General features: G+C 48.4%; 14 protein-coding genes. 10 read left to right on the plus strand and 4 right to left on the minus strand.

What is annotated here, in order from left to right; translation table 11 throughout:
- Nucleotides 1-435: 435 nt before the first annotated feature.
- The 6 genes from EDI28_RS01010 to menE are packed head-to-tail and all read left to right on the plus strand — an operon-like array spanning nt 436 to nt 7521.
- The gene (locus EDI28_RS01010) at nt 436-1752 is read left to right on the plus strand and encodes an isochorismate synthase (RefSeq protein ID WP_164918479.1); all 1317 of its coding nucleotides are present in this window, start codon (nt 436-438) and stop codon (nt 1750-1752) included.
- Nucleotides 1749-3497 carry a 2-succinyl-5-enolpyruvyl-6-hydroxy-3-cyclohexene-1-carboxylic-acid synthase gene (gene menD, locus EDI28_RS01015; protein ID WP_128781980.1) on the plus strand — a complete coding sequence of 583 codons (1749 nt, stop codon included), beginning with the start codon at nt 1749-1751 and terminating at the stop codon, nt 3495-3497. Before EDI28_RS01010 ends, menD begins: the two co-directional genes overlap by 4 nt.
- Nucleotides 3481-4269, plus strand: coding sequence for a 2-succinyl-6-hydroxy-2,4-cyclohexadiene-1-carboxylate synthase (gene menH / locus EDI28_RS01020; protein ID WP_128781981.1), 789 nt, complete (start codon nt 3481-3483; stop codon nt 4267-4269). The genes menD and menH overlap by 17 nt, the downstream gene beginning before the upstream one ends.
- 3 nt (nt 4270-4272) lie before the next feature.
- The gene (gene menB / locus EDI28_RS01025) at nt 4273-5139 is read left to right on the plus strand and encodes a 1,4-dihydroxy-2-naphthoyl-CoA synthase (protein WP_128781982.1); all 867 of its coding nucleotides are present in this window, start codon (nt 4273-4275) and stop codon (nt 5137-5139) included.
- A 16-nt stretch (nt 5140-5155) separates the two neighbouring features.
- Nucleotides 5156-6130 carry an o-succinylbenzoate synthase gene (gene menC, locus EDI28_RS01030; RefSeq protein ID WP_128781983.1) on the plus strand — a complete coding sequence of 325 codons (975 nt, stop codon included), beginning with the start codon at nt 5156-5158 and terminating at the stop codon, nt 6128-6130.
- Nucleotides 6118-7521 (plus strand): o-succinylbenzoate--CoA ligase, encoded by a 1404-nt coding sequence (gene menE, locus EDI28_RS01035; RefSeq protein WP_128781984.1) that lies wholly within the window; start codon nt 6118-6120, stop codon nt 7519-7521. Before menC ends, menE begins: the two co-directional genes overlap by 13 nt.
- A 128-nt stretch (nt 7522-7649) precedes the next feature.
- Here menE and EDI28_RS01040 read toward each other — a convergent pair whose 3' ends face one another.
- The 3 genes from EDI28_RS01040 to EDI28_RS01050 form a co-directional block, all read right to left on the minus strand.
- The gene (locus EDI28_RS01040; RefSeq protein WP_128781985.1) at nt 7650-9524 is read right to left on the minus strand and encodes an MFS transporter; all 1875 of its coding nucleotides are present in this window, start codon (nt 9522-9524) and stop codon (nt 7650-7652) included.
- A gap of 12 nt (nt 9525-9536) precedes the next feature.
- A complete protein-coding gene (locus tag EDI28_RS01045; RefSeq protein ID WP_128781986.1) occupies nt 9537-10133 on the minus strand; it encodes a TetR/AcrR family transcriptional regulator in 597 nt (198 codons plus the stop codon).
- 276 nt (nt 10134-10409) lie between these two features.
- The gene (locus EDI28_RS01050) at nt 10410-10805 is read right to left on the minus strand and encodes an NINE protein (protein ID WP_128781987.1); all 396 of its coding nucleotides are present in this window, start codon (nt 10803-10805) and stop codon (nt 10410-10412) included.
- A gap of 207 nt (nt 10806-11012) precedes the next feature.
- On the opposite strand from EDI28_RS01050, the gene EDI28_RS01055 reads away from it, so the two are divergent.
- Together EDI28_RS01055 and EDI28_RS01060 are read left to right on the plus strand one after the other, a co-directional pair.
- Complete coding sequence (locus EDI28_RS01055) at nt 11013-11885, plus strand: Tim44 domain-containing protein (protein WP_128781988.1); 873 nt, start codon at nt 11013-11015, stop codon at nt 11883-11885.
- A 192-nt stretch (nt 11886-12077) separates the two neighbouring features.
- Complete coding sequence (locus EDI28_RS01060) at nt 12078-12323, plus strand: TIGR02647 family protein (RefSeq protein WP_128781989.1); 246 nt, start codon at nt 12078-12080, stop codon at nt 12321-12323.
- A gap of 25 nt (nt 12324-12348) precedes the next feature.
- Here EDI28_RS01060 and EDI28_RS01065 read toward each other — a convergent pair whose 3' ends face one another.
- Nucleotides 12349-12597, minus strand: coding sequence for a YkgJ family cysteine cluster protein (locus tag EDI28_RS01065; protein ID WP_128781990.1), 249 nt, complete (start codon nt 12595-12597; stop codon nt 12349-12351).
- Between the two features lie 228 nt (nt 12598-12825).
- On the opposite strand from EDI28_RS01065, the gene EDI28_RS01070 reads away from it, so the two are divergent.
- A complete protein-coding gene (locus tag EDI28_RS01070) occupies nt 12826-13263 on the plus strand; it encodes a YcgN family cysteine cluster protein (RefSeq protein WP_128781991.1) in 438 nt (145 codons plus the stop codon).
- An 83-nt stretch (nt 13264-13346) separates the two neighbouring features.
- Entirely contained in the window at nt 13347-13832 is a 486-nt protein-coding gene (locus tag EDI28_RS01075; RefSeq protein WP_164918452.1) for a WbuC family cupin fold metalloprotein, read from the plus strand.
- Nucleotides 13833-13849: the final 17 nt, after the last annotated feature.

Genomic DNA, 13849 nt, shown 5'->3' on the forward strand with positions numbered 1-13849 from the left:
AATTATTATGTTATGACAACAAATTACACTATGAATCCGTATAAAATAAATAGCATGCAGGAAAAAATCGGGGAAAATAGTGTTTTATATAATTAAATTCTATTTTGTTAGGTGCTATCCACTGCTTTCATATGCGACATCGAGGGCTTCATGCCAGTAACACCCTCGCTAGCACCATCGAACAACAATGAGGAGCAGCGGCTGTGAAACTGGCTAATCAGTGGTCGAAATGATGACCATTTGTGATGAGATGTGTAGATTAGTGTTGAGTCATGACTTTATTAGTCAGATTACATTTAGTGAGGTAGAATGGCGCATTCACTATGTGGTTAAGCATTTAACCTACATAAAGGTAGAACTATGTGCCAAGTGATTGGCATATTAAAATCAGCCAGGGATGAGCCGCTAGGGTGCTTAGAGCTGAGTGAGGTTACCTTGACCGCGTTACAAACTGCAGTTGAGTCTTTAATTAAGAAAATTCAACAAGCGACAGAAAATACTCAACGATTGACGGTGACGCTGGATTTACCAGTCAATACCGATCTTATCGACTGGATGGAGTCGCAGCCCCTTTTCCCGAAATTTTACTGGCAGTCTCGAGATAGCCGTGAAGAGGTGGTGGCACTAGGTCAGATCAAAACATTTACTGATCCGATGGCAGCAGAAAAAGTGTTGTCGGATGAACAGCGAATTTGGGGGGGGCGTTCTTTTGATGGACGTACCAGCCGCAATCGTCGCTGCCTTTCTTCTTTCTTTTTTTTGCCCTTGTTGGAAGTGACCCGTTTTGACGGCAGCTGGCAGCTGGCAGTCAATATTTCTGTCGATGACAAAGAAAAGATATTGCAGACGCTGTTGCAGGTAACATCGGAAGCAACGGAAATTCCTGAGATTAAAAGTAAGATCCTCGGACGTTCCTATGCGCCAGACTATTCAGGCTGGTCAACGATGATTGGCAATGCGTTAGATGCGATTTCACAGAATATTTTCGAGAAAGTGGTCCTTGCGCGACGTACGACGCTGCATCTGGACACACCTGTTGCCCCGGCACAATTGCTCAAGGCCAGCCGAAGCCGCAATATCAGTAGTTTTCATTTTATGATGGCGATGGATGCCAAGCACTGCTTCGTCGGTTCTACGCCAGAGCGACTGTTTTTACGCCAGGAACGTGACCTGCAAACCGAAGCGCTGGCGGGGACGATAGGCAGGGGACAGGATTCATCGGAAGATAATCAATTGGCCCAATGGCTAATGGACGACAATAAAAATCGCTATGAGAATCGACTGGTGGTTGATGATATTGTCAGTCGCCTGGTTCCCCGCTGTGAATCGATGAATGTTGCCCATACCCCGGAGCTTGTTCGTCTGCGAAAAGTACAGCACCTAAAGCGCAGCATTGATGCCCAGCTGAACGAGCAGGTTTACAGCGCCGACCTGTTAGATAGCCTGCAGCCTACTGCTGCAATTGCCGGTTTGCCCCGTGACAAGGCATTGGATTTTATTACCGAGCATGAACCTTTTGCCCGCGGTTGGTACAGCGGAGCGGTGGGGTTTCTTAGTCGTCAGCGCAGTGAATTCTGTGTGGCGATCCGCAGTGCCCTGATCATGGGGGAGGAGCTTCACTTGTTTGCCGGTGCCGGGATTGTTCCGGGTTCTACCGCAGATAGTGAGTGGCAGGAGCTGGATCGCAAAACATCGACTCTATGTAGCCTGCTTGGCTCCGAGGAGCCTGAATTGGAGCGTAAAACGGCATGACTCAGGCAGGAATGACATCGTTACCGGATCTTCCTAATCAATCGACATACCGGGCTGCCCTGAATAAGCAATGGGCCGAGCTGATGCTCGAAGAGTTGGCACGGCTTGGGGTGAAACATGTGTGTATCGCCCCCGGTTCGCGCTCGACGCCGTTGACTTTGGCCGCGGATGAAAACGACAAGCTTACGTTGCACACCCATTTTGACGAACGTGGATTGGGCTTTTTGGCGCTGGGAATAGCGAAAGCCTCCCACCAGCCTGTTGCCGTTATTGTTACCTCGGGAACCGCCGTTGCTAATTTATTGCCAACTGTTGCCGAAGCTGGCCTGACTGGGGAAAAGCTAGTACTACTGACCTCAGACCGGCCTCCAGAGCTTATCCAGTGCGGGGCTAATCAGGCAATCCGTCAGCATGGCATTTTCTCTGATCATGTTACCGAGTTTCATGATATCCCATCCCCGACGCTTGATATCGCACCAAACTGGCTGCTCTCAACCATTGATGCTGCCATGTATCAGCAGTCGTTACATGGCGGTGCAATCCATTTTAACTGCCGCTACCCCGAGCCACTGTACGGTGATGACACCGACTTTTCTTGCTATCTGGCACCTTTAAGCAATTGGCAGAATGATGGCCAACCGTATACCCAATATCAGCAGGCAGTCTCTGGGCCGGTAGTGTTGGATTCTGCAGCATTGTCATCGTTGATAGCCAAGAAAGGCATCATTATTGCCGGCAGGATGGCTCCGGGTGAACTGTCTGCTGTCCAGTCTTTGGCAGACTGCCTGGGTTGGCCGCTATTGGTCGATCCCCAGGCGGGAGGAACTAGCGACTGGGCCGGATTTGACGTCTGGATGCAAAATCCCGAGTGTCGTCGATATATTGAACAGGCCGAGGTCTTGCTGCAGTTTGGGGCCCGGCTGGTTTCCAAGCGTTTGTTGCAACTGATAGCTGAGCGCCAGTGGCAACAATATTGGTTGGTGGATCCGCTTTCAACTCGCTTAGACCCTTCTCATCGCCGCAGCCAGCGAATTCAGGCCAACGTAAAAGAGTGGGCTGATATGGCCTACCAGCATATGGCCAATTCGGTTCATAAAGGCTGGGCAGATCCGCTAAAGCATGCCTCTGCGGGGTATTTTGAATTATTGGCCGGACGAGAAAAGAGCCTGAATGAAGTGAGTTTGGCGGCAAACCTGCCTGACTGGCTTCCAGAGCAAACCGAGGTATTTCTCGGCAATAGTCTGATTGTCCGCTTGCTGGATATGTGTGGCAAACTGCCCTTGACTGCGACATTTGCCAATCGCGGCGCATCGGGTATTGATGGCCTGATTGCGACGGCAGCAGGGGTACAGCAGGCGCGGCAGGCTCCTTTGCTTTGTGTGCTGGGAGATACCTCGCTGCTTTATGATCTCAACTCGCTGGCACTGCTGAAACAAGCCCCTTATCCTATTGTTGTGCTTGTCACGAATAATGACGGCGGGGCTATTTTTGATTTGCTGCCTGTTCCTGAGCAGCAAAGGGAATCACTGTACCGCATGCCGCACGGGCTGGAGTTTAGTCATGCGGCAGCGATGTTCGGGCTGGACTATCAGTGCCCAGCCTCTTTGGATGAGGCAGAGCATGCCTGCCGTCAGGGGTTGATGCAACCGGGGGCGACTCTGGTTGAAATCACAACGCCTTCAGGTCAAAGTGGTGAGTTATTGAAAGCACTATTTGCTGAGGTGAGGAATGCCACTTTACTCTGAAACCTATGGTCATAAGAATACTACTGAAATGGATCGTCCGGTGTTGGTCTTCTTGCATGGTTTGCTTGGTTCCGGACGTGATTGGCGTCAGGTGGTCAATTGTTTGTCGGCATCCTATTACTGTCTGACGATTGACTTGCCTGGGCATGGCCATAGCCAATTGTTGGCACCGTCTGATTTCGAGCAGGTTAACCAACAGATTCAGCAAACCTTGCACCACCGTAATGTTCGTTCCTATGTGCTGGTTGGTTATTCTCTGGGGGCTCGGCTCGCAATGTATCATGCTTGTTGTTCTGGCTCAGAAAATCAGGCGAACCTTGCTGGCTTGGTACTCGAAGGTGGCCATTTTGGGCTTCCACAATCAGAATGTGCCGCGAGATTCGCCAATGATCAGAAATGGGCCCAGCGGTTTGCCTCTGAACCGTTACCGCAAGTTCTGGCCGATTGGTATCAGCAACCCGTTTTTTCATCACTAAATCATGACCAAAGACAAAGTTTGATCTGGAAACGCAGTGATAACCTTGGGTCTGGTATAGCACGTATGTTACTGGCTACATCATTAGCCAAACAACCTGAGCTGCAACAGAAGGTTGGAAACCTGTCGTTCCCGGTTCGCTATATTTGTGGCGAGAACGATAACAAATTCAAATGCCTGGCTGAGAATTCGGGATTAGAACTCACGGTTATCCCGACTGCGGGGCATAATGTCCATGTTGAACTGCCTCATGAGTTCAGTATGGCTGTCACTCATTTTTTAGATAGATTGGAATAAATCATGGCAAGAACCGTAGGTCTGACTGAAGAAGAACTGTATGCACCAGTAGAATGGACAGATTGTTCAGAAGGTTATGAAGACATTCTTTTTGAAAAATCAGCAGATGGTATCGCGAAGATCACCATTAACCGACCACAGGTGCGTAATGCATTTCGCCCTCAGACCGTCAAAGAGATGATTGATGCGCTGTCCGATGCCCGCTATGACGAGCAGGTTGGCGTTATTGTTCTGACGGGGCAGGGCGAAGATGCGTTCTGCTCTGGCGGTGATCAGAAGATCCGTGGCGACTACGGCGGCTACCGTGACAATGAAGGTACCCATCACCTGAATGTCCTGGACTTCCAGCGTCAGATCCGTACCTGTCCGAAGCCGGTTATTGCGTCTGTGGCGGGTTATGCCGTTGGCGGTGGCCATGTGCTGCATATGATGTGTGATCTGACAATTGCCGCAGAGAATGCACAGTTTGGTCAGACTGGTCCTAAAGTAGGTTCATTTGACGGTGGGTGGGGTGCATCTTATATGGCTCGCATCGTTGGCCAGAAGAAGGCGCGTGAAATCTGGTTCCTGTGTCGTTTCTACGATGCACAGGAAGCGCTTGATATGGGCCTGGTAAACCATGTTGTTCCTTATGCCGAGCTTGAGCGTGAAACTGTACGCTGGTGCCGTGAAACACTACAGCATAGCCCGATGGCACTACGTTGCCTGAAAGCGGCGCTGAATGCCGATTGTGATGGTCAGGCAGGCCTTCAAGAGTTGGCAGGTAATGCGACTATGATGTTCTATATGACCGAGGAAGGTCAGGAAGGCCGTAACTCGTTCAACGAGAAACGTCGTCCGGACTTCAGCAAATTCAAACGTAACCCATAGGGCGAGTACTGAAGATATGCGTAGTGCAAAGTTATATCAGTACCAGCTGCCGATGGACACCGGTGTGATCCTGCGTGATCAGCGCCTGGTTACTCGTGAAGGCTGGATTGTTGAATTATGTAACGGTGATACTGTCGGCTACGGTGAAATTGCACCGTTGCCGGAGTTTAGCCAGGAAACAGCCGAACAAGCTGGGGAACAGGCCCAGAAAATGTTGGAGAGCTGGGTTAAAGGTGAGGCTCTGGAGCTGGCATCTGCTTTCCCGTCGGTGGCATTTGGCCTGAGTATGGCCGAGCTTGAATTGGCTGGTGGCCTACCGTCAGAAGGCAACTATCAGGTTGCGCCGTTATGCTCCGGTGATCCGGACGATCTGGTTGAAGAGCTCAGCAAAATGCCTGGCGACAAGGTTGCCAAGATCAAAGTCGGTATGTACGAAGCGGTTCGCGATGGCATGGTTGCCAATATGTTTATCGAGGCGATCCCGGCAATTCGCTTGCGTCTTGATGCCAACCGTAAGTGGACACCACTTAAAGCGCAGCAGTTCGCCAAGTATGTCAAACCAGAGCACCGTGCTGGTATAGCATTTCTCGAAGAGCCTTGCAAAACGCCTGAGGATAGCCTGGCATTTGCTCTGGAAACCGGCATTAACATCGCATGGGACGAAACTGTCCGTGATGAAGGGTTCGAAGTTAAAGCTGAACCTGGTGTTGTGGCGATCGTGATCAAACCGACGCTGGTTGGCACGGTGCAGCGGTGTCTTGAGTTGGTTAAACAAACTCATGATGCCGGCCTAACCGCTGTGATCAGTTCCAGCATGGAATCGAGCCTGGGTCTGAATCAGCTTGCTCGTTTTGCTGCTTGGCAGACACCTGCGGTGATCCCGGGGCTTGATACTATGCAGTTGTTTAAGGCACAGCTAGAAACACCGTGGCCGAATAGCAATCTGCCGGTAACTGCACTGTCAGAACTTGAGGTGGTATGGCAGAACTAACGTCATACTTTGCCACATGGCCCTGGCAACATTGGGCAACAAAGCGGCCGTCAGCGGCCGCTTTGTGTTTTGGTGAACAAACATTTAGCTGGACAGAAGTAGCGGCACGAGTTGATGATTATGCACAAGGCCTTGTTGAGCAGGGTGTGAAGCGTGATCAGGTTATTGCCGTTGTTGCGCCGAATTCAATTCAGGTACTGTGGTTGATTTTGGCCATAATTCGGGTCGGGGCGAGGTATGTCGGGCTTAATCCAAGAAGTACCCAGTCTGAATTGGATCAGCAGCTTGAGTTATTGCACTGTGATTATATCTGGTACCCTGCCAAGACTGGGCACGTATTCGAACAATACCAAAGAGTGAGGCTGCTGCCTCCTCAACAGCACCGCTTGGTGCCAGTGACTTGGCAGCCGACTCGTCCCGCGACCCTGACATTAACATCCGGTTCAACCGGCCAGCCTAAGGCGGTAGTGCATTCTGCACAGAGCCAGCTGGCTAGTGCCGAAGGACTATTGGAGTGGATGGATTTTAGTGAAAAGGATAGCTGGTTGCTGTCATTGCCACTCTTTCATATCTCTGGGCTGGCAATTGTCTGGCGGTGGTTATACCGGGGGGCTAGATTGGTTGTTGCTGAAACCGCGATGTTTGATGCAGCATTGGCAGCAGTGACTCATGCCTCATTGGTTCCGACTCAGCTTCAGCGTTTGCTGGCTACACAGAAAGATCCTGATTCGCCTTCGCTGGCGCTAAAGGAGGTGTTATTGGGCGGCGCGGTAATACCGGTTAGCCTGACTGATCAGGCCGAAAAGCTCGGGATCAATTGTTGGTGCGGTTATGGCTTGACCGAAATGGGGTCAACGGTAACGGTTAAGCGGGCAGATGCCAGTGCTGGTGTCGGTAGTGTGTTACCTAACCGTGAACTTACTCTGAAAGACGGCGAGATCCTGGTACGAGGAAAAACGCTGTGCATTGGTTATTATCGCAACAAGACTATTTTTCCTGTCGCAGAGGATGAATGGTTCGCAACCAAAGATCTTGGTCGTTGGTTAGATGAAGAGCTGCATATTCTGGGCCGGATAGATAACATGTTTATCTCCGGTGGCGAGAACATTCAGCCTGAAGAAATCGAGAAGGTGTTACTGACACATCCTGTTGTGAAACAGGCTTTCGTGCTGCCTGTCGATGATAGCGAATTCGGCCAGCGTCCTGTGGCGGTTGTAGAGACCGATAAAGCACTCGATGAAAATCTGAAAAAGGGGCTGCATAGCCATATGGAGGCTCAAGTTACGGCATTTCGTCGCCCCGTTGAGTATATGCCATTACCTGACACGCTTGGAGGCGGGATCAAAGTATCACGCAAGCGGCTGGCGGAGTGGCTAAAAAAGCAGGGATGAGTTGCTAGTACCGAGTCTCGGGAAAGAGTCTTTTGCTCCCTCCCCTTTTGAAGGGGAGGGGGTAAGCGAAACCGTCAATACTTGCCGCGGCCTAAGAGCGTGGTTACCTCCTGCTCTATCCCTTGCTCTTATCTATTATCTCCCCGCAATGCCAATACCTGCTCTCTTAGTATCGTACTGCTGGCTTGTTCGGCGTGAATTGGGGATCCCGCGACAATGCATACTTTCGACCAAAATCGCTTAGGGAGCTTCAATAATGCCCGCCCGCCTTCACGGCTGAAGTAGCTGCCCCACAACCCTTGAAGGGCAACCGGTATTACCGGTACATTCGAGCGCTTAATGATAAGATCGATACCGCGCATAAATGGCCCGATTTCACCGTCATGGGTTAGTTCTCCTTCTGGGAATACACACACAATATCCCCTTGTTCCAGGTAGCCATTTACTTTGACGAAAGCCTTCAGAATAGATCTGCGATCCGTAGAGTCTATTGGAATGACCTTGCAGGCCCTGCAGAAGGCCTTGATGAACGGAAGATTATAGATATCTCTATCCATCAAAAAACGTATTGGACGTGGGTATGCACCAGCCAGTAGCAGGGCGTCCACATAGCTCACATGGTTGCAGACAATCAGTGCGCCGCCATTGGCAGGGATATTGCTCAGATCCTTGTGGCGTACCCGATACATGGTGTGGCTGACCAGCCAGACGACAAAGCGCCAGAAAAAGTCGGGTGTTTGAATATAGATATAGAGGACAACAACAAAGTTAACCAGCGATAGGAACAGGAAGAACTGCGGAATCGACAGCCCCATGACTGACAAAAAGACGATTGCCGTGATGGCGCTGGCAACCATAAAAATGGCATTCCAAATATTGTTTGCTGCGATAATTTGCGCGCGCTCTTCTTCCTTGGCTCGACTCTGCATCATCGCGTAAAGAGGAACAATAAAAATCCCGCCAGAAACGCCCAACATTGTCAGAGAAACGAATACCCGAAATAGCTCTGGGTGAGTCATAAACTCCAAGAAGGTTTGCGTTGCCGGGATCACCTCCGGAGTGGCAAACATGAGGTCTGCCCCAAATAATGTGATCCCCAAGCTGCCCAAAGGAACAATCCCCGGCTCAATTCGATGACCAGACAAGCGGTCACACAACAATGAACCGATAGCGATACCGATGGAGAAGAGGGTTAGCAAAAACGAAACAGCAGCGGCATCGCCCCCTAGGTGTAGCTTGGCAAAATTGGGGAATTGAGTCAGGTAGCAAGCACCTAAAAACCAGAACCAGCTGATCCCCAGTACGCATTGAAATATCGTTTTGTCCTTGCGAGCAATCGCTAGTGTATGGCGGGTTTGGCGGACAGGACGCCATTGAAATTGGATATTGGGGTTGCTCGGTTTCGCCTCGGGGATCCAGCGCGAGCTCAGATAGCCGATTACTGCAAAACAGATAACACTCGTAGCTGCGATGGCCGGTGCATGAGATTGATTGGCAATGACCCCTGCTAACAAGGTGCCCAGCAATATAGCCAGAAAGGTACCTGTTTCAACCAGCGCATTGCCGGAAACAAGTTCTTCCTTTTTCAAATGCTGTGGGAGCAGGGCATATTTGGCCGGGCCAAAGAAGGCTGATTGCGTTCCCATCAGAAACAGCAGTACCAATAATGCCATATAGCTTTCGGTGACGAATGCGATGGCGGCCAACGACATGATCACGATTTCAGCCATTTTGACCACTCTCATGATTAGTGCCTTGTCATATTTATCGGCAAGCACACCGGCAGAGGCAGAGAACAGAAAGAATGGCAGAATGAATAAGCCTGCGGCAAGATTGATAACCAGATCTGAATCTATGGGCAAAGTGCCGGGGGCGGCAAATGCGATAAGAATGAGCAGAACATTCTTATACACATTATCATTGAAAGCCCCAAATGCCTGGGTAAGAAAGTACGGTAAAAAACGCTGTTTAGTTAATAGGCGAGACTGGGGCTTTACACTCATTGATCTCTCCGCCTATGCCTGCCAAGCGTTCAGATAGGTGTCAATAAGGTTGTCGATCAGGGCTTTGCCATCAACAGGGGTTGAGGTAAATAATTTGTCATCTACTGTCAGCAGGGTGATACCGTGTACGCCGGCCCACAATACTCGGCTTGCCTCAAGAATCGCTTCGTCTGTTTTATTTGGCGTGATTTGACGTATCAGGCTTTCAAGCATGCCTGTCATACTGTCGATACGCTCAGATTGCCATTCAGGCAGCTCTTCACCGTTCATGGTATGTTGGAAAATCAGCTGCCAACGGTATGGGTGCTGTGAAGCAAAATTCAGGTAGCAGTAGGCAAGCTTACGTAGGGCATCTTCAGGTGAAGATACATCCTTCATTTGCTCTTCTGCCTCAGCAAACAGCTCATCTAGGGTTTGGGCAACAGCATGTAGCAGCAAAAGATTATAGTTACCAAAAACGTTAACCAGTGTACTCGGCACATAGCCAATCATCGCCGCGACTTTGCGTAGGCTCAGTTCATGATGCGGATGTTCATCGAGAAAGTTTTTGACTTGCTCCAGTGTCATACTTACCAACTCTTCACGAGTGTGGTCATTTCGTCTTGCCATCGAATTTACTCTTAATCGAAGATAGTCTTACTTAGCTAATTGTAATACGGATATTCACCGAGAGGTGGTTGCACAGTAAGCATAGTGTTCTGACTTCATTAAGCCAGCCAGATATTATAGAACGATGTTCGATATTTTAGTTGCTCTTGCTCTAACTGGTCAAGCAGAAACAAAGCTAGGCTTACTGTTACTGAGCTTGTTGTGACTTAAATCATACCGCCTGAATGCATTTTCAGCGCAAAATTGACCAATTTCATGTATACAAAGTATTGGGAGCTACCTTTTGTTTTCGGCATTACGAATGGATACCTGATCATTTAACGTCCAGAAATCAACCAGGATACCAATGAGGAAAAAGCCGAAAGTGCATAGGTAAAGAATACCTGTTAGCCATTTTCCCATGTACATTCGATGTATACCAAACACGCCGAGGAAAGTGAGCAATAACCACGCTACGGTATAGTCAATATCACCGCTCTGAAAGCGAATATCAGCTTCGCGATCCATTGAGGGGATCAGGAATAAATCTATTAGCCAGCCTATCCCACATAAGCCCAGTGTCAGAAACCAAATGGTACCTGTAACAGGCTTACCGTAGTAAAAACGGTGCGCACCCGTGAAACCAAAAATCCACAATAGGTAGCCAATGAGTTTGCTGTGAGTGTCTTGCATAACGTTTCCTGTTGTTGTGATTCATGAATATGACACTGATAATAGCAATAAGTGCAGTAATACCAACTAGATAATATAATTGTTCGGGCTCGTGGCCCCTAGACTGCTGATAATTGTTAGTAACAATTTGCTCCGGCTGTTTAGTTGACATTCAGAAGTAGCACGTTAGGATGCAGAAGCATATATTTGGCAAAGGTATTCATATCAATGAAACGCTTCTTCACAGTATTTGCTTTGATCTTGACGGTGTCTTTTATGACTCCGCATGCAGAGGCAAAGAAATTTGGCGGTGGTAAGTCGTTTGGTAAAAGCTTTAAAACGGCACCTGTTAAAAAACAGCAACCGCAACAAACTGACACGCTAAAACAACAAAAGCCTGGTGCAAACCAAGCTGGAAAGTCGAGCAAAAAAGGATTAATGGGCGGCTTGCTGGGTGGTTTATTGGCGGGTGGCCTACTAGCTGCTTTCTTTGGCGGCGCATTTGAAGGTATCCAGTTTATGGATATTCTGATTTTTGGTCTGATCGCGTTTGTAGTCTTCAAGCTATTTAAGACAATGCGTGGCACGAAGCGTACCCCTATGGGCCATCGTGAAGCCTATGCCGGCAATTCGCCCCAGCATAAACAGCATCGCCAGGCAGCTAGTGATGCAAATACTGGTTTTTCGCAGCAAGGCGGATATGCTTCAACAGATAGCGATGTGCCTTTTAACCTGCCTCCTGGCTTTAATATGAATGCGTTTCTAAATGGTTCGCGTGACCATTATCGTATTATCCAGGGTGCCTGGAATCATAACGAACTAGATAAAATTCGTGAGTATGTTAGCCCTGCGCTATTGAATGATCTGGCAGCGGAACGTGCAAAGCTTGATGGTGAGCAGCATACCGAAGTGATGTATGTTGATGCAGAGCTGGTACGTGCAGACTACGATTCGAGCACGGCACAGCTGAGCATTAAGTTCTCTGGTCGCTATAAGGATCGCAACGAGGGTGTCGAAGAAGATATTACTGATGTCTGGCATCTTGAGCGTGATTTACGCACTCCTAATGCGCCATGGCTTATTGTTGGTATTCAAGCTTAATATTTGAACAACAAGCTAATCTGATTGAAAAAACCGCTCATCTGAGCGGTTTTTTATTCTCTGGTAATATTCATTTCTTTGAACTATGTCTCTTTTTACGCTCGATGATTGCAACAGATATGATCTCGTCACCTACTTTTATTCAGCCCAGCCGCTAGTATTAAGGCAGGCCAAAGAAATAAAGAGGTGACTATGCCATATACAGCTGAACTAGTTAATGAAATGAATTTACTAGTAAAATTTCCAATGCACAGCGATATGGAAGGAATAAAGGTACGTAGTGATGCTGGGCCAGAGTTGGTGGACGCAGCAAAGCGATTGTACGCAAAGGGGTTGGTGACAAGTGAAGATGGTGGTTACCTGACCTACTCTGGTCATCAGGCGGTAGAGCATGCCAAGTCAGTATTACGTATTTTAACGGGTAAAACAGCCGTATAACTAATTTAATGGGTAGAGCATGGCTTTAGGTCATGCTTTCCAATTCAGTAATATTCTCTAATGCTTGTTTTGATGTCTTACCGCAAAGGTCAGGACAAGCTTTGAAATGGTGACAGACTGCAGGGCGCTCAGGCTTGCCAAATAGCTTACACAGGTTGTCGTCATTGAGTTGTATGCAACGTATACCAGCCGGTTTTCCGCTAGGCATTCCCGGGATTGCGGAAGTGATACTCGGCGCGATACAACACGCTCCACAACCTAATCTACACTCCATAACCCACCTATAATTAATTAGTCACTCAAAACGGGTGCGAAAGTTACCATTCAAAAGCAATTGGATCAAAAAAAATTGGTTTATCAGACCACAAATAATAATGACTATTATTACGGCAGTTTGTGGCCTCTGATCTCAATGAAACACTTGCACTTTACCTGCTGGACGGCTATAAAACCGCCTTCTTAACCATATGGGTTAAGGGGCGTTACAGAAAAGGCGGGGTATATGGTACGTTTTTGGCAAGAGAAAGACTTAAAGGCAATGACAGATCAAGAGTGGGAATCACTCTGTGATGGCTGTGGTAAGTGCTGCCTTCATAAATTGATTGATGATGATACCGATGAAATCTACTACACCAACGTCGCCTGTAGCCTCTTGGATGAAAAGACCTGTTCATGCAAAGATTACCCAAATCGCTTTGAATCCGGAGAAGAGTGTCTGAAGTTAACCCGCGAGCGTATCGACGAGTTTGCATGGCTTCCTGAAACGTGCGCTTACCGCCTGCTGGCTGAAGGCAAGGACATACCCGATTGGCACCCATTGCTGACCGGTTCCAAAGAGGCAATGCATAAAGCCGATGAATCTGTACGTGATAAGATTGTCTATGAGATTGACGTGATTGACTGGGAAGACCACATTCTAAATCACCCCTCACGAAGCTAGGTGATACAGGGGACAATTCCTCATATTACAATTGTGGCGGTACTGATCGGTTGGAAATTATTTTCACCAATTTAGGGGGCGAGATGTATAGATTTATTGATAACAAGCTACTGAACGAGTTAACGCTTAAAGCCCGCGAGAGCGCTCGAAAAAGGAGCCATCATCAGCTCCATTCAGGTTTTGACGACCCTGTTCAGAGAATGGTGATTGGTTTATCTTCTGGAACTTACGTCCGGCCCCATATGCACCCTCAGTCGAATAAATGGGAGATGCTTTTAGGTATTAGAGGAAAGACATTACTATTGATTTTTGATCAGCAAGGCGTAGTCGAAGAGCGCGTTATCTTATCGGAGAATAATTCAGTTTTTGGCGCGGAAATGAAGCCAGGGACATGGCATACCATTCTTCCTCTAGAAAATGAGTCGGTGATAATGGAAATAAAACAAGGTCCATACAACCCGTCTGATGTTACTGAGTTTGCGCAATGGTCTCCTGAAGAAGGCAGTACAGGCGTTGCTCATTTCCTTCTTTGGGCTGAAACTGCACAGATTAATGATCAGTATAATTAACCCGCCGCCTTCAGCCC

Source organism: Photobacterium chitinilyticum, from assembly GCF_004104355.1.
Taxonomy (GTDB): domain Bacteria; phylum Pseudomonadota; class Gammaproteobacteria; order Enterobacterales; family Vibrionaceae; genus Photobacterium; species Photobacterium chitinilyticum.

What these genes read in the sequence shown, in the direction of transcription:
- menC (WP_128781983.1), top strand. Translation starts at nt 5,156, where the DNA reads ATGCGTAGTGCAAAGTTATATCAGTACCAGCTGCCGATGGACACCGGT.
- menE (WP_128781984.1), top strand. Translation starts at nt 6,118, where the DNA reads ATGGCAGAACTAACGTCATACTTTGCCACATGGCCCTGGCAACATTGG.
- menB (WP_128781982.1), top strand. Translation starts at nt 4,273, where the DNA reads ATGGCAAGAACCGTAGGTCTGACTGAAGAAGAACTGTATGCACCAGTA.
- EDI28_RS01050 (WP_128781987.1), bottom strand. Translation starts at nt 10,805, where the DNA reads ATGCAAGACACTCACAGCAAACTCATTGGCTACCTATTGTGGATTTTT.
- EDI28_RS01045 (WP_128781986.1), bottom strand. Translation starts at nt 10,133, where the DNA reads ATGGCAAGACGAAATGACCACACTCGTGAAGAGTTGGTAAGTATGACA.
- menD (WP_128781980.1), top strand. Translation starts at nt 1,749, where the DNA reads ATGACTCAGGCAGGAATGACATCGTTACCGGATCTTCCTAATCAATCG.
- EDI28_RS01055 (WP_128781988.1), top strand. Translation starts at nt 11,013, where the DNA reads ATGAAACGCTTCTTCACAGTATTTGCTTTGATCTTGACGGTGTCTTTT.
- menH (WP_128781981.1), top strand. Translation starts at nt 3,481, where the DNA reads ATGCCACTTTACTCTGAAACCTATGGTCATAAGAATACTACTGAAATG.
- EDI28_RS01040 (WP_128781985.1), bottom strand. Translation starts at nt 9,524, where the DNA reads ATGAGTGTAAAGCCCCAGTCTCGCCTATTAACTAAACAGCGTTTTTTA.
- EDI28_RS01065 (WP_128781990.1), bottom strand. Translation starts at nt 12,597, where the DNA reads ATGGAGTGTAGATTAGGTTGTGGAGCGTGTTGTATCGCGCCGAGTATC.
- EDI28_RS01075 (WP_164918452.1), top strand. Translation starts at nt 13,347, where the DNA reads ATGTATAGATTTATTGATAACAAGCTACTGAACGAGTTAACGCTTAAA.
- EDI28_RS01060 (WP_128781989.1), top strand. Translation starts at nt 12,078, where the DNA reads ATGCCATATACAGCTGAACTAGTTAATGAAATGAATTTACTAGTAAAA.
- EDI28_RS01070 (WP_128781991.1), top strand. Translation starts at nt 12,826, where the DNA reads ATGGTACGTTTTTGGCAAGAGAAAGACTTAAAGGCAATGACAGATCAA.